The organism is Gallaecimonas kandeliae (assembly GCF_030450055.1).
In the GTDB taxonomy this organism is placed as follows: Bacteria; Pseudomonadota; Gammaproteobacteria; order Enterobacterales; family Gallaecimonadaceae; genus Gallaecimonas; species Gallaecimonas kandeliae.
Window position 1 is genome coordinate 2,611,219 of record NZ_CP118480.1, and the last position, 25,386, is coordinate 2,636,604.

A 25,386-nucleotide genomic window follows, 5' to 3' on the forward strand; every position below is an offset into this window, starting at 1 on the left:
AAGCAAAAAAGTGGATTTTTTTTGGCGGTTTTGCCGAAGCCAATCCGTTTATGGGAATAAGCCCGTCTCTTGCCAATGTTCAGCACTAGGCAGAGGCCCCTGTTATCGATAACCACCTGGATCCAAGGCGCCGTAACGAGCGGCACCCAGCGGAGGAACTATGTCGTTGAGTAAGCAAAGACCTTTAATGCGCAGCCTGGTTGCGGCCAGTGTTTTGGCGGCCCTGGCCAGCCCCGCCGCCCTGGCGGCCATCCACGGCGACCCCACTATCGGCGGCAGCTCCTTTAAGATGGTGACCCTCGACGGCGGCAACGGCGGCTTCGACAGCAGCTTTGACGTGTCCGACCGGGTGGCGGTGGACGGTGCAGGCCGGGTGCTGGTGGTGGGTTATTCGACGCCGGCTGCCGAACAGAACAACGTCATCGATATCGAACGGCGCCTGCCTGACTACAGCCTGGACACCAGCTTCGGCAACGGCGGCAAGGTGCAGCTCAGCGACGCTAATTATTCACTCTCCGGTGCGGTTGTCACCGTTGATAACCAGGGCCGCATTCTGGTGGCCGGCTTTAGCAACGACAACGAACTACGCCTGTACCGCCTGCTGGCGGACGGCAGCATTGATACCAGTTTCGGCGAGGGTGGCGAGACCCGATTTACCCTCAATAACACGGCTCCCGATGTGACCAGCATCCTCAGTGATGCCCAGGGCCGGGTGTACGTCGGCGGACGCCTCTATCAATCTGCAACGGGCCACGATGCTTTTATCGCCCGCTTTGGCGCCGACGGCTACCTGGACACCAGCTTCAATAGCAGCGGCTACCAGTTGCTGGGGGCGAGCGGTGACGATCTCATCAATGATCTCGCCATCGACAGCAGCGGCAAGCTGCTGGCCGCCGGCCACCTCGACTTCACGCCGACCCTGTTTCGCTTCAACGAAGACGGCAGCCTTGACGGCAGCTTCGGCGGCAATGGCCAGGTCAGCGTCAGCCAAATGACCAGCCCGTCCAGCCAGGCCTACAGCCTGGCCCTGGACGCCAACGGCAAGATCCTGGTCACCACCGACGACAAGGTCAGCGACAGCGACGCCACCCAGGTCTTCAACCTTTACCGCTACAACAGCGACGGCACCCTGGACAGCAGCTTTGCCGACAGCGGCCGCTTTAGCCTGGACGTGGCCGGCCTCGGCACCACCGGTTCCAACACCGCTACCCAGGTCAGCCTCGACAGCCAGGGCCGTATCCTGGTCGGCGGCCAGGTCTATGAGAGCAGCAACAACAACAGCCTCTCACACATGGCGCTGCTGCGCCTGAGTGCGAACGGCCAGCTGGACACCAGTTTCGGCAGCAATGGCATCGGCAGCTACCATCTGGAGCCTGGCAACGCCAACAACTCTCCGGTGCTCATCCACCAGCAATCCAACGGCAACCTGGACATCTTCTCCCACCAGAGCGGCTCGGGAGGTGACGACCTGGGCTGGAGCAAGGTCGATAGCGACGGCCATGCCACCACCCCCTTCCCCAAAGACGGCGTGGTGATCCCCGGTGCCGACAACCTGACCCTGCCCTTTGACAACTACGAAGACTTCAATCTGGTCAGGGTCGACGCCCAGGGGCGCACCTTGGCAGTAGGTGACGGCCAGGACAGCAAGACCAACGGCAGCGACCTCCTGGTCTACCGCTATAACGTGGATGGCAGCCTGGACACCAGCTTCGGCACCGGCGGCATTTACCAGCAGGATCTGGGCATCGGCGACTCTGCGAAGGATGTGCAGATAGACGCCAGCGGCAATATCTGGCTGCTGGCAACACCGACGTCGAGCTCGAACACCAGTAGTTTTGTGGTGACCAAGCTGACCGCCAGCGGCCAGCCGGACGCCAGCTTCGGCACCAATGGCGTGGCCACCGTCACCACCAGCCTGTTCCCGAAGGCGCTGATGCTGCACAGCGATGGCAGCATGATGGTGGCCGGCGACCGGTTCCAAGTGGCGCGCCTCAATGCCGACGGCAGCCTGGATACCGGCTTTGGCAGCGGCGGTATTTTCGCTGCCACCGGCCTCGGTACCTTTGACCGTCTGCAGTACGCCGGCGAAGACAGCCAGGGCCGCATCGTGCTGGCGGGCCGCGCGAACAGCTATTCCAAGGTGATGCGGGTCAATGCCGACGGCACCCTGGATACCGGCTTCGCCACCAGCGGCGTTGCCACCATCAGCCTGCCGACGACGCTTTCCGCCAACGGCGATGCCTATTATCAAACGGCCCTGCTGGACGGCGACAAGCTGTGGCTGGCGGTGGCTGGACCCAGCACCAACACCGAGAACCCCAACTACCTGCTGCGCCTCGACGCCAGCGGCGCCGTCGACAGCACCTTCAACGGCGGTACCCCGGCTAAGTTCGGCGCCGGCCAGCAGCTCTATCCCCTGACCATGCTAAAAGACAGTGCCGGCCGCCTGGTGGTTGGCGGTTGGGTCAGCCGCTCGAACTACGACTTTTCCTTCGTCGCACGCATCAACAGCGATGGCAGCAGCGATGACAGCTATGCACCCGGCGGCGTCCAGACCTTCGACTTCGGCGGCGGCGCCGACTTTAACGACATGGCCTTCAAGCCCAACGGCGACCTGGTGGTGGCGTCCTACCTGAACTTCACCAACGACCGCGCCCTGCTGGTGAACCTCACCGAGAACTCGGCCCCCGTCATCGGCGGCGCACCGGCGACCTCGGTCAACCAGGGCGCGGCCTACAGCTTCATCCCCACGGCCTCGGACCCTGAAAACGACAATCTCAGCTTCAGCATCCAGAACAAGCCGGCCTGGGCCAGCTTCGACACCGCTACCGGCGCCCTGACCGGCACCCCGGGCCAGGCTGATGTGGGCACGGCTGCCAACGTCGTCATCTCCGTCAGCGACGGCCGGGCGACCACCAGCCTGGCGGCCTTCAACATCACCGTCGCCAACGTCAACGACGCCCCCACCGGCAGCGTCAGCATTGCCGCCAGCAGCCCCAACGGCCCAACCTTGGTGGCCAGCAACAGCCTGGCCGACCTCGATGGCATGGGCACCGTGACCTACACCTGGCTGCGGGCCGGTCAGGCTATCGCCACCGGCGACCAATACAGCCTGGTGCTGGCCGACAGGGGCCAGGACATCAGCGTCCGCGCCAGCTACACCGATGGCTTCGGCCAGGCCGAGTCGGTGACCAGCGCCGTCACCACGGCCACCAGCGATTTCTTCAACGCCGATGCCGACGGTGACCATATCTCCAACGGCGACGAGCTGGCCCAAGGCACCGATTACACCAAGGCCGACACCGACGGTGACGGCGTCAACGACGACGTCGACGCCTTCCCCTTGGATATCAAGGAGTCTGCCGACACCGACGGCGACGGCATCGGCAACAACGCCGATACCGATGACGACAACGACGGCATTCCCGATGCCCAGGACAGTGCGCCCCTGGATCCCACCAAGGGTGACAACCAGGCCCCCGTCATCGCCCAGCTTCAGGATCTGACCTTCGAGGCCACTGGCCCCACCACATCCGTGACCCTGCCGCCCCCGGTGGTGACCGACAACAACACCCTCTATGCCCCCACTGTGGTCTCCGATCTGAGCGGCGCCTTGGCCGTGGGTGAGCACCTGGTCACCTGGACCGCCACCGACCATGACGGCAACCAGACCCAGGCCCAGCAGAAGGTGACCATCACCGACACCACTGCCCCCGAGCTGGCCCAGCCGGCCCCCCTGGAGCTCAATGCCACAGGCCGCCTCACCGACATAGCCCCGGCCATCACCGTCAAGGCAGACGACCTGGTGGACGGCGAGCTGAGCGCCACCGTCGTAGGCGACAGTAAACTGGTTTCCGGCTTGCACCAGGTGCAGCTGCAGGCCACAGACGCCGCCGGCAACAAGGCCAGCACCCAGTTGCAGGTCAGCATATTGCCCGAGCTGAAACTGGCCCAGGGCCTGGCCGTAGAAGCGGGCGGCGACTACAGCCTACCCGTGGAGCTGAGCGGTGAGGCCCCGGCCTATCCGGTAACTGTGAACTACAGCCTGTCCGTGGACGGCCAAGTGGTCAGCCAGGGTAACGGCAGCGTCATTAGCGGCACCGCCGGGCAACTGGCCCTGAGCATCCCTGCCGGCGTCAGCGCCAGCAGCCGCCTCAGCGTCACCGTCGACTCCCTGTCCCACGCCTTCGTGGCCGAGGGCACCAGTGCCCAGCTCAAGCTGGTGGAACAGGACCTGGCACCGCTGCTGAGCACCAAGCTGGCGCAACAGGGCAAGGCTGGCAGCCTTATCGACCCGGCCGCCGGCACCGTGACCCTCAGCGTCCATGTCAGCGACGTCAACCTGAGCGACAGCCATACCGTGAACTGGCAAGTGGTTGACAGCGCCTTCACCGGCACCGCCACCGACGAGGGCAACGGGGATTTCAGCTTCAGCTTCGACCCCAGCAACCTGGCCGACGGCAGCTACGCCGTGAACGTCACCGCCACCGAAACCAACAGGGCCACGCCCCTGTCCAGCAGCCGCCTGGTCCACTTCAGCGTCCAGTCCCTGCCGGCCCTGAGCCCGGACAGCGACAGCGACGGTGACGGCATCTCTGACGCCGACGAAGGCTACGGTGACAGCGACGGTGACGGCATCGCCGACTACCTGGACAACGACAGCAACAGCAGCCGCTTGCCGATGGACGCCAACCACGAGCCGATGCAGGCCGCGGCCGGCATCCAGATGTCCCTGGGCAACCTGGCCAGGGAAGCGGGCGGCAGCCAGAGCAGCGGCGCCGCCATGACCACCGAGACCCTGGCCGCCCTCGCCGCCAAGATACCGGGCGCCGCCGACACCAGCGACGTGCACTTCGCCCCCTTTACGCCGCTGCTGGACTTCAGCCTGAGCGGCCTGGCCCAGGCCGGTGACTCCGCCGCCGTGGTGATCCCCCTGGCCAAGGGGCAGCAACTGCCGGAAGGGGCCCAGTACCGTAAGTACAACAGCAGCCAAGGCTGGTTCAGCTTCGTCGAAGATGCCCGCAACAGCATCGCCTCTGCGCCCCTTGACGCCAGCGGCCAGTGCCCGGCCCCGGACGCCAGCGCCTATGTGCAGGGCCTCAACGCCGGTGATGCCTGTATCCGCCTGGTCATAGAGGACGGCGGCCCCAACGACGCCGACTTCAGCGCCAACGGCGCCATCGACGACCCCGGCGCCATCACCACTGAGACGCCCAACCACGCCCCCGTGGCCGTGGATGACGCGGCCCAGACCCATGGCGGCTACCCGGTCTCAATCGACGTGCTGGCCAACGACAGCGACCAGGACGGCGACAAGCTGAGCCTGACCGAGGCGACCGTCGACCACGGCGCCGTGGCGGTGACCAGCGAAAACAAACTGGTCTATACCCCAACCTACGGCTTTACCGGCACCGCCACCATCAGCTACGTGGTGAGCGACGGCATGGGCGGCACCGCCCAGGGCCAAGCCCAGGTCCAGGTGTTGGCAGAGCCTGTCGAGCCGGCCACCCAGCCCAAGTCCGGCGGCGGCTCCCTGCCGTTGTGGGCAACGGCGCTGCTGGGCCTGGTACGCCTGTTCAGGCGCCGCCAGTCCTGATGGGGCAATAAAACCTGACAGCGGCCTTCCTCGCCGCCACTAAAAAGCCGCCCAAGAGGGCGGCTTTTTATTTGGGCTGGAGCAGATCCCACTTGTTGCCGAAGCCGTCTTCGAACACCACCACAGTGGCGTAGGGCTCCTCCCGGGGCTGTTCAACGAAATGCACGCCCTTGGCCGCCATGGCCTGGTAGTCGCGCCAGAAATCGTCGGTGTTGAGGAAGAGGAAGACCCGGCCCCCGGCCTGCTGGCCTATGGCGGCTTGCTGGGCATCGCCCTTGGCCTTGGCCAACAGGAGGCCGGCCTGGCTGCCTCTGGGCCTGACCACCACCCAGCGTTTGCCTTCCCCTTGGGGGCTGTCTTCCACCAGTTCGAACCCCAGCTTGTCGCAATACCAGGCGATGGCCTGGTCGTAATCCGGCACCACCAGGGTCACCAGTCCGATAAATTGGCTCAAGGCCATTCTCCTTTTGTGGTCAAAATGTCCAGCCCGCCGGGCAAACCGGAAACAAGGAACGAATAGGCAAGTTACACTTTCCAGACAAAGGGTAAAGGACCGCAAGCCGGATCACAGGAGCCAGATAGCCATGGAGCAGGATGACCTGCACGAAGCGCTGCAGAAGCTGCAACAGGAAAATGCCCGCCTCAAGCGCCTGGCCGACGACGCCAAGGAAAAGCTGGATGCGGCCATGGACGGCACCGGCCTTTGCATCTGGCAACTCCATGTGCCCAGCGGCAAGCTGGTGATCTTCAACCGCCGTTGGGGCGCCATGCTGGGTTTCCAGCCCAAGGAGCTGGAAGCCCATTTCGACACCTGGCGCGCCCACCTGCACCCGGAAGACAGGGAAACGGTGCTGGACGCCTTCTACAGCCATATCCAGGGCAAGAGCCCCTCCTACCAGGCCCTGCACCGTATGCTGGGTAAAAACGGGGTCCGCTGGGTGCTGGACAGGGGCCGGGTGGTGGAAAGGGACGAACAAGGCCAGCCGCTGCGGGTCATGGGCACCCATATCGACGTCACCCAGGAAAAGGAATACGAACTGCAACTGGCCATCCTGGCCAACCAGGATCCCCTGACCGGCGTGCTCAACCGCGCCGCCCTGATCCAGCATTTCGACGAGCACCGCGGCTTGGGCCACCTGAGCCTCTGTTTCATCGACTTGGACGATTTCAAGCAGGTCAACGACAGCCTGGGCCACCGCAGCGGTGACGAGCTGCTGATCCAGCTCACCGACCGCCTGAGGAGTACTTGCCCAAAGGAGGTTAAGCTGGGCCGGCTGGGGGGCGACGAATTCCTGTTGCTGTTGCCCTGGCCGCCCAGAGACCCCCGCACCCTGACCCTGGCCCAAGCCTGTATCGACGCCCTGGACAAGCCCTTCCAACTGGCCAATGGCCAGGCCTCTGTGGGGCTATCCATGGGGGTGGAGGAAGTGGCGGCGGGGGAGGATTTCGCCAGTGCCCTGGCCAGGGCGGATCAGTCCATGTACCAGGTGAAAAAGGCCGGCAAGCGCGGCTTCCAGATCCGGGTCTAGGCCATCACCTGCGCCACCAGGGCACTCAGCCTGTCTATCTTCTGGTTGCTGAGCTGGCGGTAATCGAAATAGGGGCAGACCAGCAGCCGCTGCTCGGTGTCCACCGCAAACTCCTCGTCCAGCCATTGCAACTGCGCGGCCAGCTCGCCATTGGCCAGCAGCGCCTTGGCGTGGGTGCGGCCGGCGATGACATGCAGCCCGGGCTTGGCCAGATCCGGCGGGCTCAGCAGCAGCGCCGTGCCTGAATCCGCCTGCAACAGGTGCCTGTCCCTGTATTGCTGCCAGCTGGCCTCCAACCTGCGTTGGGGGAAATGCTCGGCCGGCAGCGCATAGAGCAGCTTGGCGTAGACATTGAACAGCTTGCGCCAGCCGTTGCCGCAATGGCTGTTGATGTGATCTATCTCCCCCGACACCAGGGCTCTGACACCATTAAGGGCCCGGTATTCGGCCATATTGGGGCCCTTGGCCACATAGACGGCGAGGCGAAAGCCTGGATCCCCAAAACCTGTTGTCTGCAAGCGGCTTTCCTCTTGGTCTCTTCACGCTAGGCCGGACCATTGAACCTCAAGGCGAAGGGGCAGACAAGGCGGTGGCGGATCTCGCCAACAGCTGGCCAAGAATACCAGGCCCACGCCACGGCGCCAGCAACAATGCATTGATTATAAAGAAATAAACTGACTGGCCCGGACCTTGCAGAACTGCATCTTTTTGCGAAAAAGGATTTCACCCATGCCCCTGTCCCTGCCCCTTTATGCCCTGACCACGGCCCTGATGCTGGCGCCAGTGGACGACATAGGCCCCAACGCAGAGCCCCAGGCCGAGCAGGCCAGGATCCAGGTGCGGATGGACCATTTCCTGGCGACGCTCAGGGACAGCTTTGGCGTCCAGTCCGGCATGGCCATCGCCTTGGTGGAAGGAGACAGGGTCATCTACAAGGGCAACTTCGGCTACGCCGACGTCGAACACCAGGTACAGGTGGACGACCAGACCCTCTTCTACATCGCCTCCATCACCAAGCCGCTGTTCGCCCTGACCTGGCTGCAAGATAAAGGCGCCGCCAGCCTGGATGAAAGCCTGGCCGGGCTCTACCCAGGCGTCCCCTTCGCCGCCGACATCCAGGCCAGCCAGGTCAAGGTGCGCCAGTTGCTGAGCCACAGCGCCGGCCTGGATGAGGTGCTGCTTCAGGACGCCATGGCCGTCAGTGGGCTCCACGACCGCCAGCGCCGGCGCCTGATGCTGGCCAAGCTCGAGCCCAATATGCAGGCCCCCCTTGGCCAATTCCAATACACCAACCTCGGTTACGACCTGTTGGGAGACAACCTGGCCCCCAGTTGGCAGCAGGCCATGAAAAAGGCCGTCTTCAAAACGCTCGGCATGGACCACAGCACCGCCTCCCTCTCCGAGGCCCGCCGCCAGGGCTGGCACATCGCCCGCCCCTATTCCTTCTTCAGCCCTCACCCCAGCAAAGCGCTGTACCTGGAAAAGGCCGACAGCACCCAGCACCCCGCCGGCGGCGTCTTCGCCACGGCCGGCGACATGGCCCGCCTGCTCGAGGCCGAACTCAACGGCGGCAAGGTGGAGGGCCACCAGGGCCTCCCGGCCAAGGTCGTCGCCCTCAGCCAGCAACAACAGGTGGCGCTGGACGACAAGCACGGGGACTTCCAGCGTAGCGGCTATGCCCTTGGGTGGTTCCTGGGCCAATACAAGGGGCAGCTGACCTACCACCACTTCGGCAGCTTTGACGGTTACAGGCCCCATCTGTCCTTCATGCCGGCCCCCAAGCTCGGGATGGTGATCCTCGACAACGAAAGCGAGCTCAACGACAAGCTGACCGACCTGGTCGCCGACTACGGTTACGGCCTGATGCTGGATGAGCCGGGGCTGGACCAGCGCCTGGCCGGCCGAGTGGCCGCCCTCAAGAAAATGGCCTTCGCCGCCAGGGACAAGCTGCTGGCCAAGGAAGCGGCCTACCAGGCCCAACCCTACCAGTTCAGCCTGCCCCTCGGCGCTTACCTCGGCCGCTATCGCCACCCCCTGGCGGGCCCCATGGAGGTGACCTCCGACGGCCGGTTCCTGCTGCTGCGCTGGGGCCGGGTGAAGTCCCTGGGCACGGCCTCAGGCCAGCCGGATCGGCTGCGGGTGAAGTTCAGGCCCACCAAGGGCCAGTGGCTGCGCTTCGACGTCAAGGGCGGCCAGGTCGAAGGCCTGGATTACGACGGCATCCACTTCACCAAGGAGAAGGCCGGCTGACGATTTTTTCTTCGCCAAGGGCCAAGGGGCCGCTATGCTGGTGGGGCATGGACAGCAACCTGGGCAGGAAACTATGAGATTCAAAGGCCTACATCACATCGAATTGTCGGTACTGGACTACGACGCCTCTGTGGCCTTCTTCGACAAGCTGTTCGGCTGGCTCGGTTACAAGAGCTTCTGGACCCTGGACATCGGCTACCGCTCCACCTACTACATGGCCCGTTTCCCCTTTTTCCACAGCTACATCGGCATACAGCCGGCCCAGAGCGGCGGCAAGCTGGACCACAGCGAACGGGCCACCGGCATCCACCACGTCGCCCTCTGGGCCAGGAGCCGGCGGGAAGTGGACGCCTTCTACCGGGACTTCCTCTTGAAGAACCAGATACCAGTGACAGAGCCGCCGGCCGAGTACCCCACCTATACCCCCGGCTATTACGCCGTCTTCTTCGACGACCCCATCACGGGCATCCATTTCGAACTCAGCCACACCCCCATGCTGCCCTCCCTTTCCAGCTACAGGGCCTGGCTCGACACCCTCAAGGGCATCTGGCGAAAACACCCTGAATGGCAGGCCGCGCCCTGGAAAGAGGCGATGCGAAAGCTCCCCGCCAAGGACGAGCAATGACCCAGGGCCCAGCTTGGCCCACCTTGATAAGGCGAACCCATGAACAGTTTCAAACCCGCCGGCCATAACGCCGTCTCCCCCTACCTGCTGGTGAGTGATGCCAGCGCCATGCTCGACTTCCTGGTCAAGGCGTTCGGCGCCGAAGAGCTCTACCGCTCGGCCTTGCCGGACGGCAGCATCAAGCATGCCGAGGTCCGCATCGACGACTCGGTGATCATGATGGGAGAGCGCCCCGGCGAGCCCTTGTGTTGCTCGACCCACCTCTATGTGCCGGACCTGGACGCCTGCTACCAGCGGGCCCTGGCCGCCGGCGCCAGCTCCCTCAGCGAGCCCAGGGACCAGGCCTACGGCGATCGCAGCGCCGGGGTGTTGGACCCCCAGGGCAATATCTGGTGGCTGGGCACCCACCTGGGCTGAGGGCCAGGGCAGCACTTTTGCTCTTGGCCCGGCGAGGGGCATCACCTAATGTTAATGACGTAGGTTGTTGTCGCTGTGGGTTGTGTCAGTAATGAAAATGATGATGTTCGGCCTCCTGGCGGTGCTGTTGCTGGCGTCGCCAGCGAGGGCAGAGGAAGGTGTGCCCGTTGCTGCCGGCCTCTTTCTGGGGATCATCAAGGAGGATGGTACCGGCCCCTACCAGCAGATCCTCCACGAAGCCGCTGAACGGGCCGGCCTCCACTTGGACGAGCGCGTCTATCCGCTACCGAGGGCGCTCAATGAATTCAGCCATGGCCGGGCCCTGGCCATCTACGGCATGACGGAGGCCCTGGCACCGCTGCTTGGGGAAGACAAGATCCTCACGACCTACCCGCTAGGGGTCTACAAGCTCTATATCTTCACCCGCAAAGGCGAGGCGCCGATCTCCAGCCTGGCCCAACTCAAGGGCAAGCGGGTCGGTGGCCTGCTGGGTTACGAGAGGTACTACAGGTCCCTGCTGGACAAGGCAGTGCAAATTGACTTCATGGCGGACGAAAGCGCCCAACTGCGGAAGTTGGAAAACGGGCGCGTAGCGGCCGTCCTTGGCTTCATGCCGGACTGGATCCCCTACCTTGGCAAACTCGCCTGGGATCCCGGCTTCCCCGTCATGACCGGTTATGACTACCTGACGGTCTGGAACACCCCACGGGGCAAGGCTTTTGTCGATGCCATCTCCCCCGCCCTCCAGCAGATGCACAGGGACGGCACCTTGAAACGGCTGCTGGGCAAACGCTTCATGTCTTTCCACTACCGTCCATCCCGGCCTTACGAATGGCAACCACCCCGGCCCTGATGGCCATTTTCAGTGGCCCCTGCCTCAGAGCCGAAGTTCGTCTTTCGCACTTGGCCCGGCAGCACGCATCGCCTATGGTCATAGCCATGGGTGTGACAGCGGTCAGCTTGGAGTCGCGATGCGAAACCTGATGTCCTGCCTGCTGGCGGCGCTGTTGCTGCTGCCGCCAGCTATGGCAGAAGAAGGCGTCCCTGTTGCCGCCGGCATTTTCACCGGCCTCACCAACGCAGAAGGTACAGGCCCTTACCAGCAGGTGCTCCACGAGGCGGCCAGGCGGGCCGGCATCAAGTTGGATGAGCGGGTCTACCCCATGAAGAGGGCCCAGCATCTCTTTCGCGAGCACCAGGTGTTGGCCCTCTACGGGATGACGGAGGCCATCCTTGCCCATGAAAGCGAGGACAAGATCCTGGCCAGCTACCCGGTCGGCGCTTTCAAGATTTACTTCTTTACCCTCAAGGGCCAGGCCCCCATCAGCCGCTATGCCCAGTTGGCCGGCAAGACCGTCGGCGGCGTCCTGGGTAACGAGGCCTTCTACCGGCCGCTCAAGGAAAAAGGCATCAAGGTGGAATACCTGGCGGATGAAAGCACACAGCTCAAGAAGCTGGAGGCGGGGCGCATCGCGGCCCTCGTCGGCTTCATCCCCGATCTGGTGCCGGTGCTCGACAAGCTCTCTTGGGATCCACGTTTCCCCCTCTGGGAGGGATATGACTACATGACGGTCTGGAAAACCCCCGAAGGCCAGGCCTTCGTGAACGCCATCTCCCCCGCCTTGGTGTCCATGCACGACGACGGCACCACGGCGCGGATCCTCGGCAAGCGTTTCGTCCCCTTCGACTATCACCCCACCAAAGCCTACGAATGGCGCCCGGAGCAACAGCAAACCAAATGACCCGTTACCCCCTGCTGCTGATGCTGACCCTGCTGGGCCTCTCCCTCCTCTTGTGGCTGCTGCTGCCCCTCTCCTTCGGCCTGGGCCTCGGCCTGATGCTGGTCGGGGGCGCCCTCTTTGCAGTGGGCACCTTGCTGCTCCTGCTCTCGGCCGGCCTCTTTCGCCGCCGCGCCACCACCTTGGATCCCACCCGGGCACCGGATCTGCTGGTCACCAGCGGCCTCTACCGCTTCAGCCGCAACCCCATGTACCTCGGCATGCTGCTGATGCTCCTTGGCCTGGCCCTGGCGCTGGACTCCCTGCTGGGCCTGCTCTTCCCCATCGCCTTCTTCGCCTTGATGAACTGGCGACAGATCCCCGCCGAGGAATCGCGGATAGAGGCGGCCTTCGGCGACCAATACCGTCATTACCAGAAGCGGACAAGGCGCTGGCTCTAGGGGAACCTCACCCCCTCTAAGACCTTGGAAAACAAAAGGAAAGGGGCTCCATGCGCTACCTCTCGCTACTGCTTATCGCCGCCCTGGCCGCCAACTGCGGCTTTGTGGTCCACCTCGTCTCTGCCAAATGGCTCAACGCCTGGATCGCCGCCCAGAGGCAGGGGCATCAGATCCAGCCGTCCTGGGATCTCCGTTACGCGGCCCTCGCCAGCGGCCTCGAATACGGCCTGCCCACAGTCGCCCTCTACTGGCTGATGCGGAACCGGCTTGGCCTGGCGGCCAGGGTGGCGTTGCTGGCCGTGCTGCTCACGGCGCTGCATGGCGCCCTGCTGCGCCAACCCCTGATGGACTGGCTGGTGGGCAACCCCCTGGCCGTGGTACTGGTGCAGAACTGCCTCAAGTGGTTGGTCTGGTGGCTGATGGCGACAGTGGTGGTCATAGGCGTGGAATGGCTGCACCAGCACGGCGCCAGCCTTGAGCCCAAACCGGCTCAGGGAGGCTGAATGGCCCAATGACGGCAAGGTGACGGTGGCCAGCACCCGCCTCGCCGGCATGGCCGACCACATCACCCTTGCCGTCACCCATCCGCTGATGATGCGAAGCCCCGCCGTCATCCGCCAGGTGCTGTGTTTCCTGACCCAGGGGCACTTCGCCACCCTGGCCAAAAAGCCTCCACAATGGTAAAAAGGGCGCTCCTTAACAACTTCATTACCAAAGGGATTTTGTGATGCAAAGCGCCAAGCCCAGGCCCCCCATCCCCTTGCTGTTGCTGGACATGGTCGGCGTCCTGCTGCTGGGCCTTGGCCTTGGCGAGCACTTCGGTGACCTCGGCCTGGTGCCCCCATCCCTGCGTTTCCCCCACTTCGATATCGCCCTGATGGCGGCCGGTGCGCTGCTGATGCTGCCCTTCATTAGCTGGACCCTGAAGCGGGCCCTGGGCAAGGCCAGGCAATGACGCTGATGCTGCATAGCCCCCGCCTGTGCATCCTTCCCATGGACGAAAGGGATCTGCCGGCCTTTGCCGCCTACAGGGCTAAGCCGGAGGTGGCCCGTTACCAGAGCTGGGAAGATTACGACCTGGCCAGGGCCAAGGCCCTGCTGGCCGAGGTCCAGGCCAAGCCCTTTGCCAGCCTGGACCATTGGTGCCAGTTGGCGGTAAGAAACAAAACCAGCGGTGCCCTGCTGGGCGATCTGGCCCTGAAACGGCTGGCCGACGGCGAAGCCGAACTGGGCCTGACCTTGGCCCCTGCCCACCAGGGCCAAGGCTATGCCACCGAGGCCCTTGGCACCCTGGTGGCCTACCTATTCACCGAGCTTGGACTAAAAGGCCTCCAGGCCTGGGTGGACAGCCGCAACGCCCCCTGCATCCGGGTGCTGGAGCGGCTCGGCTTCGAAAGGACCGGCCAGGAAACGGCTCCCTTCAAGGGCGAACTCTGCACCGAGTACCGCTATCAGCTGCCGCTGGCGCGCTGGCAACAACGACAGGAACGACCATGACCAGGCTGCGCCGCTTCGCCCTTATCCTTGCCCTGCTGCCGCTGCTGGCCTGGGCCCAGCCCCTGGTGATAGGAGAGAGCTTCGACATCCCCTCCAAGGTGCTGGGAGAGAGCCGCCATATCAACGTCTTCAGGCCCAAGGCCTATGGCCTGGCCGATGACGCGCCCCTGCCGGTGCTCTACATGCCGGACGGCGGCATCGGCGAGGACTTCCTGCACGTGGCGGGGCTGCTGCAGGTGTCGGTGATGAACGGCACCATGAGGCCCTTCCTGCTGGTGGGGATCCAGAACACCCAGCGCCGACGGGACCTCACTGGCCCCACCACCGACCCCAGGGACGAGAGCATAGCCCCGGTAGTGGGCGGCTCCCAGGCGTTCCGCGATTTCATCCGCACCGAGCTGATGCCCGAGGTGCGCCGCCGCTATCCTACCCGGGACGAAACCGCCATCGTCGGCGAGTCCCTGGCCGGGCTCTTCATCTTAGAGACCCTGGTCAAGGAACCCAGCCTCTTCGACGACTACATCGCCCTGGACCCCAGCCTCTGGTGGAACCACGAACAGCTGGTGGCCCAGGCCGCCTCGGTCAAGGCGCTCAAGGGCAAGCACCTCTTCATCGCCACCAGCGGCGAGCCGACCATATTGGCGCCCACCGAAAAGCTGGTGACCGACTGGCAAAAGCAAGCGCCCCAAGGCCTGCAGTGGCAGTACCACCATTTCCCCAAGGAGCGCCACCAGACCATCTACCACCCGGCGGCACTGCTGGCCTTCAGGGCCATCTTCGCGCCGGCTCCTACCGCCACTGAATAGGAATCCTCATGGCCTTTATCGAACCCGTCCGCCTGGAAGGGCAGCATCTGGTATTGGAACCCCTGTCCCTGGAACACCTGGATGGCCTCAAGGCCGCTGTCAGCGACGGCGAACTCTGGCAGCTTTGGTACACCTCGGCGCCCCACCCGGAGCGGATGGCCGCCGAGATAGAAAGGCGCCTGGGGCTGCTGGAGCAAGGCCTGATGCTGCCCTTCGCCCTGCGCCGCACGGACAACGGCCAGCTCTGCGGCATGACCACCCTGACCAATGTCGACGCCAAGAACCGCCGGGTGGAGATCGGTTACACCTGGCTGGCGAAAAGCGCCCAGCGCACCGCCATCAACACCGAAGCCAAGCTGATGCTGCTGACCCATGCCTTCGAGGCCCTGGGCTGCATCGCCGTGGAATTCCGTACCCACTTCATGAACCACCAGTCCAGAGCCGCCATAGCCCGCCTCGGCGCCAGGCAGGACGGCATACTGCGCAACCACCAGATCATGGCCGACGGCAGCTACCGCGACACCGTCGTGTTCTCCATCATCGAAGGGGAATGGCCCATGGTGCGCCGCCACCTGCGCCACCAGTTGGAGCGCCGCTGAGGCTTACCGGCGTCGACGCCAACGAAAACCAACCTGGCCTTGAAGGTCCCCTCGGCGCTTGGTTATCAAGCGGTTGCTTTTCAAAGAAAACAGGCAGCTTTAAGCTAAGGCCAGCAAAACCCGCCAGAGACAGTCATGGAAGCAATGCACAAGAAGTGGTACCAGAACCCGGAGATGATCGTCGGCCTTTCGGCCTTGATAGTGAGCCTGGTGGCGGTGTTCGTCGGGGTCTATTCGGCCAGCATCGACAGGGCCTATGCCAGGGCTTCTGTCTGGCCCCGTCTGGAGATCTACCGCAACTACACCCAGAAAAAAGAAGACGGCAAAGAGGCGGGCTCTCTGCTGCAATACGGCGTCAACAACAACGGCACAGGGCCAGCCATCATCAAGTACGCCAAGGTGACCCTGGACGGCAAAGCGGTGAAGAACTGGGCCGATCTCATGAAGGCCGTGGCGGGTAACGCCAACCAGCTGAATCAATCCCAGATCAACGGCCGTACCCTACCCGCCCAGCAGAGCATCACCGCCTTCGGCACAGAGAACCAGCCCTTCATCAAGGCCTGGTTCGGCAACGAAGCCAAGCGGCTTACCATCGACCTCTGCTACTGCTCCATCTACGACGAGTGCTGGGCCACCGATATCGCCAACAAGCCCAAACCCATCCCGGCCTGTCCCAGCACTGCCGACGCCTTCGAGCAATGACAAAAAAGGCCCGCTGTTGCGGGCCTTTTGTTTACTTGCCGATGTAGAGGGCGCGGGGCCGGATCAGGCGCGGATCCTGGTTGAATTCAAAGAAATGGGCCGTCCAGCCGAACACCCTGGCGCAGGCGAAGAGCGACGTGAAGTAGGGTTCGCTGATCCCCAGCGCCAGATAGACGGCGCCCTTGTAAAACTCCAAGTTGGCGTGGATCTCCTTGCCCTTCTTGCCGAATTCGTCCTGGCAGGCCTCTTCCACGGCCACCAGGGTATCCATCAGCCCCTGGTACTGGGTGCCTTCGCAGAACTGGCGGGCCATGGGCTTGAGGATGGCGGCGCGGGGGTCGAGGCGGCGGTATTCGCGGTGGCCCATGCCCATGATCTTGACCTTGTTGGCCAGGGCAGTGCTAACCCAGGCGGCGGCCTGGTCGGCACTGCCGATCTCGCGGGCCATCATCACCGCAGCCTCGTCAGCACCGCCGTGCAGCGGGCCCGACAGGGCGCCCAGACTGCCGCCTATGCTGGCGGCAAGGCTGGCCTTGGTGGAGGCCACCACCCGGCCGGCAAAGGTGCCGGCGTTGAAGCTGTGGTCCATCTGCAGGATCTGCACCGTTTCCAGTGCCCGCACGGCATGGGCAGAGGGCTGGGCGCGGTTGAAGGCGTAGAGCAGCTTTTCGGCAAAGCCGAGGCCGGCCGGCAGCTCCACCAGGGAGCCGAATTGGCAGAGGTTGTGCCAGGCGCGGACAATGGCGGACTGCTTGGCCGCCAGCACCAGGGCCTTTTCCAGTTCCTTGGGCAGGAAGGCCGGCAAAGGGTTGCGGGCCTGGGTGTCGGTGATGGGGGCCAGTGCCTGGAGTACGGCCATGGGGTGAAGACCACGGCCCAACTGCTCCAGGACCCGCAGTTCCACGGCGCCCAGTTCGGATTCGGCGGCCAGCCAGGCGTCGAAGGCCTTGGCCTCGTCCTCGGTGAGCTGCTTATCGGCCAGCACCAGGGCGATAACGGCAGCCAGGGACTGCTGGCTCAGCGCATGAATGTCCTGGCCGCGATAGCTCAGGCGGCCAATGTCCCCTTCCACGTTGGAGATGGCGGTAGCGCCAACCAATACCCCTTCCAGGCCGATATTGATCTCTGTGGTCATAGGGTCCTCTGTTCTGGTTAGAAAAATGAGGCCCTATTAAAGGCGCGCCCCCGTTGTTAATCTAATCAAACTAAATAAACAAACGATTAGACATACTTATCATGAGATTGGAAAACGGTGAGCTGCGCACCTTCCACACCCTGGCCCGCACCGGCGGTTTCAGGGCCGCCGCCAAGGAGCTGCACCTGACCCAGTCGGCGGTGAGCCAGGCCATCAAGCAGCTGGAAACCAAGCTGGGCCAGCCGCTGCTGATCCGGGAAAGGCCCATCAAGCTCACCGAAGCCGGCCGGCGCCTGTACCGCCACGCCGACGACCAATTGCGCCAGGAACAATTGGTGCTGGGGGATCTGGCCCGCCTGGCCAGGGGCGCCAACCAGCAGCTGAGCGTGGCCATCGACAGCACCAACAACAGGTTCGCCGGCCCCGATCTCATCGCCCAGTTCAGCCAGCAGTGGCCCGAGACGAGGCTGCGCATCATAGAGCAGCCGTCCCGCGATATAGTGCAGTCTGTGATGAGCGGCGAGGTGGAGCTGGGGCTGGGGCCCTTCGAGACCCGCATGCCCCAATTCGAGTGCATCCCCATCTACGAGGAAACGCGGCGGCTGCTGGTCAGCCCCACCCACCCCCTGCACCAGCAGCAGATGAGCCTGTCGCAGCTGCGCAAGATACCGCTGGTGGTGTCGTCACTGGACGAGCCAGACCAGCGCCCCTACCAGGAAAAACTGCGGGACCGCTTCCAGATGATCTGGCAGATCTCCAGCCTCAACCTGCGCCTCAACCTTATCGACAGGGGCTTGGCAGTGGGTTACGTCAGTGACCGGGTGACCTGCGAGCTACCCCAGGTGCAGCACCTGCGCGCGCTGAGCGAGTTCGAATTTGCCGCCATTCAGCGGCAAGTGGGGATCTTTTTCCGGAAGGGCCGCGAGCTGAGCCCGGCGGCCCTGGACTTCATCGGGGTCTGCAAGGACTACTGGGCTCAATCCTTGTAGGGATAAGGCAGCTTGAGGTGGCCGTAACGGATCACCAGCACGGTGAAGGCCAGCACCAAGGCGGCGGTGGCTGCCGCCAGCACCCTCAGGCTGTCCATCTCCTTCATGTCCAGGGTGATGTACCGGGCCAGGGCGACGATGGCGATATAGAGGGGCATGCGGATCGGCAGCTTGCCGGACTCGAGGTAGAGGGAGACCATGGCCAGTACCTCCAGGTAGATGAACAGCAGCAGCAGATCGGCCAGGGTCACGGCCCGGGCGGAGATCATCAACCAGACCTCGGAAACGATGAGGATGAGGGTCGCTACGGCCACTATGGCCAGCACCAGATCCTGCACCACCGCCAGACCGTCCCGGCTCCACCGTTGAAATCGGTTCATACGCCCTCTCCTAACTGTCCATACCAGTTCCACCCTATAGACAGCGGTGGCCGGGATCAATCGCCGGTCATTAAAGTTCTGTAACCGGCCGGCCGCTTTATCCAAAAACAGCTTCATTACCCGGACCCCGCCTTGCACGACAAACGCCGCCAACAGCTGCGCCATCCCCTGCGCCATGCCCTGCCCGTCTTGCTGCACCATAAGAGCCTACGCAGGGAGGATGTAGAGACAGTCGAAGGGCTGCTGCTCGATGCCAGCGAACAGGGCCTGGGCATATTGGTGACCGAGCCGGTGGCCCTGGCCAGCCTCTGCACCTTGGAGCTTTGCGACGAAGAGCGTCCCAGGCGCTTCCAAGGAGAGATCTGCTACGCCAAGCGTACCGACTATGGCATCCGTCTCGGTATTTGGGTGGAAGATGACGACATCCTCGGCTATTTGAAGAGCATCGGCGCCCAATGGTAAGCAGTTTGTTCTTTATCACAAGGTAATGATTGTGGCCGGCAAGGGCCAGGAGGGGAGGCTACACTCCAAATAAAACCCCTCGCAGTGGTTATTGCCATGAACCAGAAATTCAGAGAACAGAGCCGGCATCCCCTGGGCACGCCTTTGCCCGTCATGGTCTATTACCGCAACCAAAAGAGCAACGACGTCAAGTCGGTGGAAGCCATGCTGCTGGACGTCAGTGAGGAAGGCCTCGGCATATTGGTGATGGAGCAAGTCCCCCTGGCCAGCCGCTGTTCCGTCGAACTGTACGACGATGAGAACGCCCGCTATGTCGAAGGGGATTGCTGTTACCTCACCGAGACCGAATATGGCCTGCGCCTGGGGGTCAAACTGGACAAGGAAGCCAGGGGCGATGTGTTGGATTATCTGGACAGCCTCCAGACACAGTTGAAATAGGCAGGGAGCCGGCCAAGCAGGGGCGGCTCGGCACAAGGGCAGGCCTGTTCCCAGATACTCCTGGAGCGGGCTAAAGGACTAGCACTTCCATGCAGGGCAGCAGTTTATGGCACAAAAGTTTCGTGTTTTCCCCAGGCACTTCCTTCGTCATCCCTTTCCTGTAACGCTGTACAGCAGCGAGCTCAAAAGGGTAGAGGGGATGTTGGTGGACGTCAGCGAAGAAGGCATGGGCATCCTCATCAACAGGCCAATGGAACCCCTTGGACGATGCACTCTGGAGATCGTCTACGACGCCAAGGCCAAGTCTTTCGAGGGCACCGTCAGCTACGTTACTCGGACGGAGTATGGCCTGCGCCTTGGCATGCATCTGGAACCCGGCAGCGACAGCATCATCAACTACCTGGAAGAGCTTCAGGTAGAGTTTGAGTGAAGGGGGTAGTCCCCCTTCCTGAAGTGAATGCTGAATAACCGTGATCAGCCCCAAACTTTTGAAACCCTCGACCTCATCCTAAAATATCAAGGAGTAAGTTTATTAGGCTTACTGTTCAACCAGAGGCAGCAGACAATGGCTCAACAGTTTCGTGTTTCTCCAAGGCATGCACTCTGCCAGCCCTTACCAGTGACGCTTTACAACAGCGACGCCAAGGTAGAGGAAGGCATGTTGCTCGACGCCAGTGATGAAGGCATGGGTATACTGGTGACAACCCCTAGGCGACCGGCTGAACACTGCACAGTGTCGATCTTCGATGAGGAGATCACCAAGTCCTTCGAAGGCGTCATCAGCTATGTCGCCAAAACCGAATATGGCCTACGTCTCGGCGTGCACCTGACTCCAGGCAATGAAAACGTCGTTGATTATCTGGAACAGATCTACGTCGAAATGACATGAAAATGCCCGCAGACGGGCTTTTTTATCGCCATCCGGTACCTAGCCTGCTCGCGGCGCCAACTATAGAGGACGCCAAGGCTAGCTGCCGCCTCTTTAAAGACCCATTCCCAAACACCAATGGCAAAGCAACAGACGAAAGGCCTTTTTAAAATCGCGCAAAAAAAATGTACAATCGCTAAATCAGCTGAAAATAATAAAATCGATTCATGAGCCACCAGTTCCGCGACTCTCCAAGACAATCTCTCTGCTACCCCCTGCCAGTCCGGCTATCCCTAAAAAATCCTGGCGCTGTTCCCGTGGATGGGATGCTGCTGGACGTCAATGAACAGGGCATGGGCATACTGGTGACCCAGGCCTTGGAAGAGCAGGCCTGCTGCACCATAGAGATCTTCGACGAGGACCTGTCCAAGTCATTCCCCGGCGTCATCAGCTATATCACCAATACGGACTATGGCCTGCGCCTGGGGGTACAGTTGGCTGAAGACAGCGAAGATCTGCTCGACTACCTGGACGAAATCCACGTCATGCTGGAATGAAAGAGGCCCGCTGCTGCGGGCCTCTTCTTACTTGCGGCTCAAATGCACCGTGATCTCTTCACGGTCATAGTAGAGGTGCTTGGCCACCAGCCGATAGGGGATACCCGCCTCGTCCAGGCGCTCATAGATAAGCTCCAGGCATTCTTCGACGGTATGGAAGCGGCGCTTGACCGGCAGCTTGAGGTTGAAGATGGCCTCGACGCACCATTCGCCGATGAACCAGTCACACATCAGGTTGGCCACCCGCTTGGGGCTTTCGATCATGTCGCACACCAACCAGTGCACATTGTGCTTCTTGGGCAGCCACTTGAAGCCGTCGTCCCGCACATGCTTGACCTGGCCAGTGTCCAGCAGCTTCTGATCCATGGGGCCGTTGTCGACGGCCGTGACCATCATGCCTTTTTGTACCAGCTGATAGGTCCAGCCGCCGGGGGCGGCGCCCAGGTCTACGGCGTTCATGCCCGACTCCATGCGCTTTTCCCGCTGCGTCTTGGACAGGAAGGTCAGGAAGGCCTCCTCCAACTTGAGGGTGGAGCGGCTGGGGGCGTCCTTGGGGAACTTAAGGCGCATGATGCCCATCAGCTGCGGGTTATGGCTGCGCGGCAGCGAGTAGCCGATGAAGGCGCTGTCGGTACCGGTAAAGCAGACATGCAGTACCGGCTTTTCCAGATCATCCTTGGCCGTCAGCTTGCCGGCCTTCTTGAAGAAGGCCTTCATGGGGGTGGCGATGGAGCGGCAGAGGCGGTTGAGCTCCTTGCCCTCATTGGTGTCCATGGTCTCGACCCAGAGCCGTCCACACTCGGGCAGGCCTTCGGCGGCCGCCATGTAGAGGGGGTTGAGGCGATCATCCGTAGGCATGTCCAGCACCTGGGGCGCCACCCGGATCATCTGGCGGGCGAAGATCAGCTTGTTGACCGGCAGCTGGTTGAGCAGCTTGGCGCTGTCTCCTTCCTGGTAGCATTCGAAGAGCACATAGCCGGTATTACCCTTCAGTCGGGCAAAGCCATAGATCTCACGCTCGGCGGCACGTGCCTCGATCTCCTGGGCGCATTCCCCTTCAAAGCCGGGGCGGCAATAGAGCAAAAGGTGCTTCACAGCGTCTCCTTGAGGGCGGCCACCATCAGGGCAAGCCAACCCAGGATCAGACAAAGGCCCCCCAACGGGGTGATGGGGCCCAAAAATTTCCAACCCGCCGTCGCCAGCAGGTAGAGGCTGCCGGAGAAGAAGAGTATGCCGACGGCCATCAGCCAGGCCGCAGCATTGAGCCAGGGGCCGGCCAGCTTGTCTCCCAGCACCACCAGGCCAATCAGGGCCAGGGCGTGGAGCAACTGGTAGCGAACCCCTGTCTCCATCACGGCCAGCATCTCTTGGCTCAATACCTTCTTCAGACCATGAGCGGCAAAGGCCCCAAGAGCGACGCCAGTGGCGCCGTAGAAGGCCGCCAGGGCCAGGATAAAGCGCATCAGCAGTTCTCCTTGATGAAAGCCAGCATGGCACGCAGCGCCGCATCCAGGTTGCTAGCCTGCGTGTGGCCACTGCGCTTACGAGGCACAAAACTGTGGTCGCCGTCCGGCAGGTATTGCACCGGAACGGACAAGCCGTAGCCGTCCACTTCCGAGCGGGCGCCAAAGGTATCCCGCTCCCCCTGCAGGATCAAGGCGGGAAGGGTCAAATTTTCGATAGGCTCCAGGCGCAGCCGTTCGGGCTTGCCAGGTGGGTGGAAGGGATAGCCCAGGGCCATCACCCCCCGAACCGCTTGACCTGCTTCATGAAGTTCGGTCGCCAAGGTCATGGCGACCCTGGCCCCCAGGGACTTGCCGGCCAGGAACAGCGGCCCTTCGATGCCGGCGCACTGCTCGGCCATGGCCGCCACCAGAACCGGCATCTTGTCCGGCGGCCGCGGCTTGCCGGCGGCGATGGCCTTCTGCATATAGGGAAAGTCGAAGGCCACGACCTCGACGCCCCCCGCCACCAGGCCGGCCTTGATGGCCTGCATAAAAGGATGATCCTGGCCGGCGCCGCTGCCGTGGGCCAGCACCAGCTTAGCCTGCGACATGGGCGTCCTCCGGCAGCAGCCGCTCTTCCTCGGCCTTGACCAGGGACAGGATCCAGTCCCTGAAGGCCACTATCTTGCCCTGCTCCGCCTGGGACTGCTGGCAGACCAGGAAATAGGCGTTGGGGGAGCGCAGCACTTCCTTGAAAGGGCAGACCAGGCGGCCGGCGGTGATGTCAGGCTCGGCCAGCACCGAGTGGGCCAGGGCTATGCCCTGGCCGTACATGGCCGCCTGCAACACCATGGCCGAGTGGGAGAAGATGGGCCCCTGGTTGACCTTGATGAGGTGCGACAACCCCAGGTTCTTGACCCAGGTCTGCCAGGCCTTGCGGCTGCCGTCGTGCAGCAAGGTGTGCTGGGCCAGATCCTCAGGCCTCTCCAGCGGCTTGGGGCCGGACAGCAGCACGGGGCTGCAGACGGGAATGAGGTACTCGGTCTGCAACCGGTCGGCCCTCAGCCCCGGCCAGTAGCCGCGGCCGTAATAGATGGCGATATCCACGTCGTCGGTCAGGCCCCCTTCTTCGGTCTCGGTAGCCTTGATACGCACGTCTATGTCCGGGTGGGCCTCGGCAAAGCGGGCCAGGCGCGGCACCATCCACTGGATGGCATAGCTGGGCTGCATGGCCACCGTCAGGGTGCCCTTGGCACTGCGGGCCAGGACCCTGGCCGTAGCCTCTGCCAGATTGGAGAAGATGTCCTTGATGTCCAAGTAGTAACCCTGGCCTTCCTCGGTGAGCAGCAAAGAGCGGTTGCGACGGCGAAACAGCTTCAACCCCAGGTGGTCTTCCAGGGTCTTGATCTGGTGGCTGATGGCCGCCTGGGTGACGAAGAGTTCCTCGGCGGCGCGAGTGAAACTCAGGTGCCTGGCCGCGGCTTCGAAGGCCTTCAAGGCGTTGAGGGGGGGCAGTTGGCGGGCCATGGTCCAGTCCTGGCTAATACATGAATTTTTCTAATGCCAAGGCATTATATTTCATCGTTTGAAAAACCACCAACCCAAAACTATAGTGAGCGCGTTTCCTGGAGCAACGTCTTTGAAAACGAGTGGTTAGGATACCGCTTCGTTGTGCCAGTCAAAGGGCTCCAGGGTCTTCTCGGATTGAAGCTTTTGAGGTGACTTATGTTTGCGGGACTGATTGCCGCCACCGCCCTGATGATGCCGGTACAACAACCTGAGCCCCAGGCTCCCCTGACGCCACCCGTGGCGGAACTGGCCTTGAGCATCCATGATGCCCTGGCCGCCATCGATGTGCAAAGCATCGAACCCCAACAAGGCCAGGCCTTCACCACGGCCAGCCTGAACGCCAAGGGTGGCCCCTCCCTGCCGGCCCTGGCCATGAGCGAATAAACGCTGCTGTCGTATCCAATGTTGTGATCTTGGCCCGGCTCTGCCGGGCTTTTTTTTGCCATGAAAAAAGGAGGCCGGAGCCCCCTTTTTCAGATGCTGGTGTTCAGTTGTTGGTATCTAAGGGTTCGAAGGATTTCACCAGGTCGTCCACCGCCTTCATCTGCTTGAGGTAAGGCTCCAGCCTCGCCAGCGGCAGGGCGCAGGGGCCGTCGCAGAGCGCCTTGTCCGGATCCGGGTGGGCCTCGATGAAGAGTCCGGCCAGGCCCAGGGCCATGCCGCTGCGGGCCAGCTCGGTAGCCTGGGCACGACGGCCATCGGCGCTGTCACTGCGCCCGCCGGGGCGTTGCAGGGCATGGGTGGCGTCGAAGATCACCGGCACGTTGAAGTGCTTCATCTCGTCCATGCCCAGCATGTCCACCACCAGGTTGTTGTAGCCGAAGCTGCTACCCCGCTCGCAGAGCATGACGGTGTCGTTGCCGGCCTCGGCGAACTTGCGAAGGATATGGCGCATCTCGTGGGGGGCCAGGAACTGCGGTTTCTTGACGTTGATGACGGCGCCGGTCTTGGCCATGGCCACCACCAGATCGGTCTGGCGGGCCAGGAAGGCCGGCAACTGGATGACGTCACAGACCTCTGCCACGGGGGCGGCCTGCCAGGGCTCGTGCACGTCGGTGATGACAGGCACCTTGAAGGTCTTCTTGATCTCTTCGAAGATCTTCAGCCCTGCCTCCAGGCCGGGGCCCCGGTAGGAGTTGATGGAAGAGCGGTTGGCCTTGTCGAAGCTGGCCTTGAACACATAGGGAATGCCGAGGCGAGTCGTCACTTCCACGTAGTGCTCGCAGATACGCATGGCCAGCTCCCGCGACTCCAGCACGTTCATGCCGCCGAAGAGGGTGAAGGGCTTGTGGTTGCCCACCTCGAAACTGCCCAGTTGAATGTTCTCTTGCATTGCGCGTCCT

Annotated in this window: 31 protein-coding genes; 22 read left to right on the forward strand and 9 right to left on the reverse strand. The window is 62.8% G+C overall.

Annotation, left to right across the window (positions count from 1 at the left end; translation table 11 throughout):
- Positions 1 to 187 precede the first annotated feature (187 nt).
- Entirely contained in the window at positions 188 to 5,596 is a 5,409-nt protein-coding gene (locus PVT67_RS12935) for an Ig-like domain-containing protein (RefSeq protein ID WP_301494109.1), read from the forward strand.
- A 67-nt stretch (positions 5,597 to 5,663) separates the two neighbouring features.
- Here the strand turns inward: PVT67_RS12935 and PVT67_RS12940 are convergent, their stop codons facing one another.
- Positions 5,664 to 6,056, reverse strand: a complete 393-nt coding sequence (locus PVT67_RS12940) for a VOC family protein (RefSeq protein WP_419181015.1) — start codon at positions 6,054 to 6,056, stop codon at positions 5,664 to 5,666.
- Positions 6,057 to 6,180: 124 nt separating this feature from the next.
- Here PVT67_RS12940 and PVT67_RS12945 point away from each other — a divergent pair, with 124 nt between their 5' ends.
- On the forward strand, positions 6,181 to 7,125 hold the full coding sequence (locus PVT67_RS12945; RefSeq protein ID WP_301494114.1) for a sensor domain-containing diguanylate cyclase: 945 nt from the start codon (positions 6,181 to 6,183) through the stop codon (positions 7,123 to 7,125).
- On the opposite strand, the gene PVT67_RS12950 is transcribed toward PVT67_RS12945, so the two are convergent.
- Positions 7,122 to 7,643, reverse strand: coding sequence for a DUF6942 family protein (locus PVT67_RS12950; protein WP_301494116.1), 522 nt, complete (start codon positions 7,641 to 7,643; stop codon positions 7,122 to 7,124). The two genes, PVT67_RS12945 and PVT67_RS12950, sit on opposite strands and share 4 nt — an antisense overlap.
- Positions 7,644 to 7,854: 211 nt before the next feature.
- Here PVT67_RS12950 and PVT67_RS12955 point away from each other — a divergent pair, with 211 nt between their 5' ends.
- The 13 genes from PVT67_RS12955 to PVT67_RS13015 all read left to right on the forward strand — a co-directional run bounded on the left by PVT67_RS12955 (position 7,855) and on the right by PVT67_RS13015 (position 16,200).
- Positions 7,855 to 9,375 carry a serine hydrolase gene (locus tag PVT67_RS12955; protein WP_301494118.1) on the forward strand — a complete coding sequence of 507 codons (1,521 nt, stop codon included), beginning with the start codon at positions 7,855 to 7,857 and terminating at the stop codon, positions 9,373 to 9,375.
- 73 nt (positions 9,376 to 9,448) lie between these two features.
- The gene (locus PVT67_RS12960) at positions 9,449 to 10,000 is read left to right on the forward strand and encodes a VOC family protein (protein ID WP_301494120.1); all 552 of its coding nucleotides are present in this window, start codon (positions 9,449 to 9,451) and stop codon (positions 9,998 to 10,000) included.
- Between the two features lie 39 nt (positions 10,001 to 10,039).
- A complete protein-coding gene (locus PVT67_RS12965; protein WP_301494122.1) occupies positions 10,040 to 10,417 on the forward strand; it encodes a VOC family protein in 378 nt (125 codons plus the stop codon).
- A 100-nt stretch (positions 10,418 to 10,517) separates the two neighbouring features.
- A complete protein-coding gene (locus PVT67_RS12970) occupies positions 10,518 to 11,270 on the forward strand; it encodes a substrate-binding periplasmic protein (RefSeq protein WP_301494124.1) in 753 nt (250 codons plus the stop codon).
- Positions 11,271 to 11,388: 118 nt separating this feature from the next.
- Positions 11,389 to 12,159 (forward strand): substrate-binding periplasmic protein, encoded by a 771-nt coding sequence (locus tag PVT67_RS12975; protein WP_301494126.1) that lies wholly within the window; start codon positions 11,389 to 11,391, stop codon positions 12,157 to 12,159.
- Complete coding sequence (locus PVT67_RS12980; RefSeq protein WP_301494128.1) at positions 12,156 to 12,596, forward strand: methyltransferase family protein; 441 nt, start codon at positions 12,156 to 12,158, stop codon at positions 12,594 to 12,596. Before PVT67_RS12975 ends, PVT67_RS12980 begins: the two co-directional genes overlap by 4 nt.
- 50 nt (positions 12,597 to 12,646) lie before the next feature.
- Entirely contained in the window at positions 12,647 to 13,099 is a 453-nt protein-coding gene (locus tag PVT67_RS12985) for a hypothetical protein (RefSeq protein WP_301494130.1), read from the forward strand.
- Positions 13,071 to 13,280: a hypothetical protein gene (locus PVT67_RS12990; protein ID WP_336407747.1), complete on the forward strand. Its 210-nt coding sequence runs from the start codon at positions 13,071 to 13,073 to the stop codon at positions 13,278 to 13,280. Before PVT67_RS12985 ends, PVT67_RS12990 begins: the two co-directional genes overlap by 29 nt.
- A gap of 43 nt (positions 13,281 to 13,323) precedes the next feature.
- A complete protein-coding gene (locus PVT67_RS12995; protein WP_301494132.1) occupies positions 13,324 to 13,551 on the forward strand; it encodes a chemotaxis protein in 228 nt (75 codons plus the stop codon).
- Positions 13,548 to 14,093 (forward strand): GNAT family N-acetyltransferase, encoded by a 546-nt coding sequence (locus PVT67_RS13000; RefSeq protein ID WP_301494134.1) that lies wholly within the window; start codon positions 13,548 to 13,550, stop codon positions 14,091 to 14,093. The genes PVT67_RS12995 and PVT67_RS13000 overlap by 4 nt, the downstream gene beginning before the upstream one ends.
- Positions 14,090 to 14,899: an alpha/beta hydrolase gene (locus PVT67_RS13005; protein ID WP_301494135.1), complete on the forward strand. Its 810-nt coding sequence runs from the start codon at positions 14,090 to 14,092 to the stop codon at positions 14,897 to 14,899. Before PVT67_RS13000 ends, PVT67_RS13005 begins: the two co-directional genes overlap by 4 nt.
- Positions 14,900 to 14,907: 8 nt before the next feature.
- Complete coding sequence (locus tag PVT67_RS13010) at positions 14,908 to 15,498, forward strand: GNAT family N-acetyltransferase (protein WP_301494137.1); 591 nt, start codon at positions 14,908 to 14,910, stop codon at positions 15,496 to 15,498.
- A 135-nt stretch (positions 15,499 to 15,633) separates the two neighbouring features.
- On the forward strand, positions 15,634 to 16,200 hold the full coding sequence (locus PVT67_RS13015; RefSeq protein ID WP_301494140.1) for a hypothetical protein: 567 nt from the start codon (positions 15,634 to 15,636) through the stop codon (positions 16,198 to 16,200).
- A gap of 31 nt (positions 16,201 to 16,231) precedes the next feature.
- Here the strand turns inward: PVT67_RS13015 and PVT67_RS13020 are convergent, their stop codons facing one another.
- The gene (locus PVT67_RS13020; RefSeq protein WP_301494142.1) at positions 16,232 to 17,335 is read right to left on the reverse strand and encodes a citrate/2-methylcitrate synthase; all 1,104 of its coding nucleotides are present in this window, start codon (positions 17,333 to 17,335) and stop codon (positions 16,232 to 16,234) included.
- A 101-nt stretch (positions 17,336 to 17,436) separates the two neighbouring features.
- Here PVT67_RS13020 and PVT67_RS13025 point away from each other — a divergent pair, with 101 nt between their 5' ends.
- A complete protein-coding gene (locus tag PVT67_RS13025) occupies positions 17,437 to 18,324 on the forward strand; it encodes a LysR family transcriptional regulator (RefSeq protein ID WP_301494144.1) in 888 nt (295 codons plus the stop codon).
- Here the strand turns inward: PVT67_RS13025 and PVT67_RS13030 are convergent.
- Positions 18,312 to 18,704 carry a phosphate-starvation-inducible protein PsiE gene (locus PVT67_RS13030; RefSeq protein WP_301494146.1) on the reverse strand — a complete coding sequence of 131 codons (393 nt, stop codon included), beginning with the start codon at positions 18,702 to 18,704 and terminating at the stop codon, positions 18,312 to 18,314. The two genes, PVT67_RS13025 and PVT67_RS13030, sit on opposite strands and share 13 nt — an antisense overlap.
- Before the next feature lie 132 nt (positions 18,705 to 18,836).
- Here PVT67_RS13030 and PVT67_RS13035 point away from each other — a divergent pair, with 132 nt between their 5' ends.
- The 5 genes from PVT67_RS13035 to PVT67_RS13055 all read left to right on the forward strand — a co-directional run bounded on the left by PVT67_RS13035 (position 18,837) and on the right by PVT67_RS13055 (position 21,029).
- On the forward strand, positions 18,837 to 19,166 hold the full coding sequence (locus tag PVT67_RS13035) for a PilZ domain-containing protein (protein ID WP_301494148.1): 330 nt from the start codon (positions 18,837 to 18,839) through the stop codon (positions 19,164 to 19,166).
- A gap of 96 nt (positions 19,167 to 19,262) precedes the next feature.
- Complete coding sequence (locus PVT67_RS13040) at positions 19,263 to 19,604, forward strand: PilZ domain-containing protein (RefSeq protein WP_301494151.1); 342 nt, start codon at positions 19,263 to 19,265, stop codon at positions 19,602 to 19,604.
- Positions 19,605 to 19,710: 106 nt separating this feature from the next.
- Positions 19,711 to 20,034, forward strand: a complete 324-nt coding sequence (locus PVT67_RS13045) for a PilZ domain-containing protein (protein ID WP_301494153.1) — start codon at positions 19,711 to 19,713, stop codon at positions 20,032 to 20,034.
- Between the two features lie 27 nt (positions 20,035 to 20,061).
- Positions 20,062 to 20,493, forward strand: a complete 432-nt coding sequence (locus PVT67_RS13050) for a PilZ domain-containing protein (RefSeq protein WP_301494155.1) — start codon at positions 20,062 to 20,064, stop codon at positions 20,491 to 20,493.
- A gap of 206 nt (positions 20,494 to 20,699) precedes the next feature.
- Positions 20,700 to 21,029 (forward strand): PilZ domain-containing protein, encoded by a 330-nt coding sequence (locus PVT67_RS13055; protein ID WP_336407748.1) that lies wholly within the window; start codon positions 20,700 to 20,702, stop codon positions 21,027 to 21,029.
- A gap of 27 nt (positions 21,030 to 21,056) precedes the next feature.
- Here PVT67_RS13055 and rlmM read toward each other — a convergent pair whose 3' ends face one another.
- Genes rlmM through PVT67_RS13075 form a run of 4 tightly spaced genes read right to left on the reverse strand, consistent with a single transcriptional unit; the run spans position 21,057 to position 24,001 of the window.
- Positions 21,057 to 22,124, reverse strand: coding sequence for a 23S rRNA (cytidine(2498)-2'-O)-methyltransferase RlmM (rlmM, locus tag PVT67_RS13060; protein ID WP_301494159.1), 1,068 nt, complete (start codon positions 22,122 to 22,124; stop codon positions 21,057 to 21,059).
- Entirely contained in the window at positions 22,121 to 22,492 is a 372-nt protein-coding gene (locus PVT67_RS13065) for a DUF423 domain-containing protein (protein WP_336407749.1), read from the reverse strand. Before PVT67_RS13065 ends, rlmM begins: the two co-directional genes overlap by 4 nt.
- Positions 22,492 to 23,085: an alpha/beta fold hydrolase gene (locus tag PVT67_RS13070; RefSeq protein WP_301494161.1), complete on the reverse strand. Its 594-nt coding sequence runs from the start codon at positions 23,083 to 23,085 to the stop codon at positions 22,492 to 22,494. The genes PVT67_RS13065 and PVT67_RS13070 overlap by 1 nt, the downstream gene beginning before the upstream one ends.
- A complete protein-coding gene (locus tag PVT67_RS13075; RefSeq protein ID WP_301494163.1) occupies positions 23,072 to 24,001 on the reverse strand; it encodes a transcriptional regulator GcvA in 930 nt (309 codons plus the stop codon). Before PVT67_RS13075 ends, PVT67_RS13070 begins: the two co-directional genes overlap by 14 nt.
- Before the next feature lie 198 nt (positions 24,002 to 24,199).
- Here PVT67_RS13075 and PVT67_RS13080 point away from each other — a divergent pair, with 198 nt between their 5' ends.
- The gene (locus tag PVT67_RS13080) at positions 24,200 to 24,427 is read left to right on the forward strand and encodes a hypothetical protein (RefSeq protein ID WP_301494165.1); all 228 of its coding nucleotides are present in this window, start codon (positions 24,200 to 24,202) and stop codon (positions 24,425 to 24,427) included.
- Positions 24,428 to 24,530: 103 nt separating this feature from the next.
- Here PVT67_RS13080 and kdsA read toward each other — a convergent pair whose 3' ends face one another.
- Entirely contained in the window at positions 24,531 to 25,376 is an 846-nt protein-coding gene (gene kdsA / locus PVT67_RS13085; protein ID WP_301494167.1) for a 3-deoxy-8-phosphooctulonate synthase, read from the reverse strand.
- Between the last annotated feature and the right edge of the window lie 10 nt (positions 25,377 to 25,386).

What these genes read in the sequence shown, in the direction of transcription:
- PVT67_RS12935 (WP_301494109.1), top strand. Translation starts at nt 188, where the DNA reads ATGCGCAGCCTGGTTGCGGCCAGTGTTTTGGCGGCCCTGGCCAGCCCC.
- PVT67_RS12940 (WP_419181015.1), bottom strand. Translation starts at nt 6,056, where the DNA reads ATGGCCTTGAGCCAATTTATCGGACTGGTGACCCTGGTGGTGCCGGAT.
- PVT67_RS12945 (WP_301494114.1), top strand. Translation starts at nt 6,181, where the DNA reads ATGGAGCAGGATGACCTGCACGAAGCGCTGCAGAAGCTGCAACAGGAA.
- PVT67_RS12955 (WP_301494118.1), top strand. Translation starts at nt 7,855, where the DNA reads ATGCCCCTGTCCCTGCCCCTTTATGCCCTGACCACGGCCCTGATGCTG.
- PVT67_RS12960 (WP_301494120.1), top strand. Translation starts at nt 9,449, where the DNA reads ATGAGATTCAAAGGCCTACATCACATCGAATTGTCGGTACTGGACTAC.
- PVT67_RS12965 (WP_301494122.1), top strand. Translation starts at nt 10,040, where the DNA reads ATGAACAGTTTCAAACCCGCCGGCCATAACGCCGTCTCCCCCTACCTG.
- PVT67_RS12970 (WP_301494124.1), top strand. Translation starts at nt 10,518, where the DNA reads ATGATGTTCGGCCTCCTGGCGGTGCTGTTGCTGGCGTCGCCAGCGAGG.
- PVT67_RS12975 (WP_301494126.1), top strand. Translation starts at nt 11,389, where the DNA reads ATGCGAAACCTGATGTCCTGCCTGCTGGCGGCGCTGTTGCTGCTGCCG.
- PVT67_RS12980 (WP_301494128.1), top strand. Translation starts at nt 12,156, where the DNA reads ATGACCCGTTACCCCCTGCTGCTGATGCTGACCCTGCTGGGCCTCTCC.
- PVT67_RS12985 (WP_301494130.1), top strand. Translation starts at nt 12,647, where the DNA reads ATGCGCTACCTCTCGCTACTGCTTATCGCCGCCCTGGCCGCCAACTGC.
- PVT67_RS12995 (WP_301494132.1), top strand. Translation starts at nt 13,324, where the DNA reads ATGCAAAGCGCCAAGCCCAGGCCCCCCATCCCCTTGCTGTTGCTGGAC.
- PVT67_RS13000 (WP_301494134.1), top strand. Translation starts at nt 13,548, where the DNA reads ATGACGCTGATGCTGCATAGCCCCCGCCTGTGCATCCTTCCCATGGAC.
- PVT67_RS13005 (WP_301494135.1), top strand. Translation starts at nt 14,090, where the DNA reads ATGACCAGGCTGCGCCGCTTCGCCCTTATCCTTGCCCTGCTGCCGCTG.
- PVT67_RS13010 (WP_301494137.1), top strand. Translation starts at nt 14,908, where the DNA reads ATGGCCTTTATCGAACCCGTCCGCCTGGAAGGGCAGCATCTGGTATTG.
- PVT67_RS13015 (WP_301494140.1), top strand. Translation starts at nt 15,634, where the DNA reads ATGGAAGCAATGCACAAGAAGTGGTACCAGAACCCGGAGATGATCGTC.
- PVT67_RS13020 (WP_301494142.1), bottom strand. Translation starts at nt 17,335, where the DNA reads ATGACCACAGAGATCAATATCGGCCTGGAAGGGGTATTGGTTGGCGCT.
- PVT67_RS13025 (WP_301494144.1), top strand. Translation starts at nt 17,437, where the DNA reads ATGAGATTGGAAAACGGTGAGCTGCGCACCTTCCACACCCTGGCCCGC.
- PVT67_RS13030 (WP_301494146.1), bottom strand. Translation starts at nt 18,704, where the DNA reads ATGAACCGATTTCAACGGTGGAGCCGGGACGGTCTGGCGGTGGTGCAG.
- PVT67_RS13040 (WP_301494151.1), top strand. Translation starts at nt 19,263, where the DNA reads ATGAACCAGAAATTCAGAGAACAGAGCCGGCATCCCCTGGGCACGCCT.
- PVT67_RS13045 (WP_301494153.1), top strand. Translation starts at nt 19,711, where the DNA reads ATGGCACAAAAGTTTCGTGTTTTCCCCAGGCACTTCCTTCGTCATCCC.
- PVT67_RS13050 (WP_301494155.1), top strand. Translation starts at nt 20,062, where the DNA reads ATGCTGAATAACCGTGATCAGCCCCAAACTTTTGAAACCCTCGACCTC.
- PVT67_RS13055 (WP_336407748.1), top strand. Translation starts at nt 20,700, where the DNA reads ATGAGCCACCAGTTCCGCGACTCTCCAAGACAATCTCTCTGCTACCCC.
- PVT67_RS13065 (WP_336407749.1), bottom strand. Translation starts at nt 22,492, where the DNA reads ATGCGCTTTATCCTGGCCCTGGCGGCCTTCTACGGCGCCACTGGCGTC.
- PVT67_RS13070 (WP_301494161.1), bottom strand. Translation starts at nt 23,085, where the DNA reads ATGTCGCAGGCTAAGCTGGTGCTGGCCCACGGCAGCGGCGCCGGCCAG.
- PVT67_RS13075 (WP_301494163.1), bottom strand. Translation starts at nt 24,001, where the DNA reads ATGGCCCGCCAACTGCCCCCCCTCAACGCCTTGAAGGCCTTCGAAGCC.
- PVT67_RS13080 (WP_301494165.1), top strand. Translation starts at nt 24,200, where the DNA reads ATGTTTGCGGGACTGATTGCCGCCACCGCCCTGATGATGCCGGTACAA.
- kdsA (WP_301494167.1), bottom strand. Translation starts at nt 25,376, where the DNA reads ATGCAAGAGAACATTCAACTGGGCAGTTTCGAGGTGGGCAACCACAAG.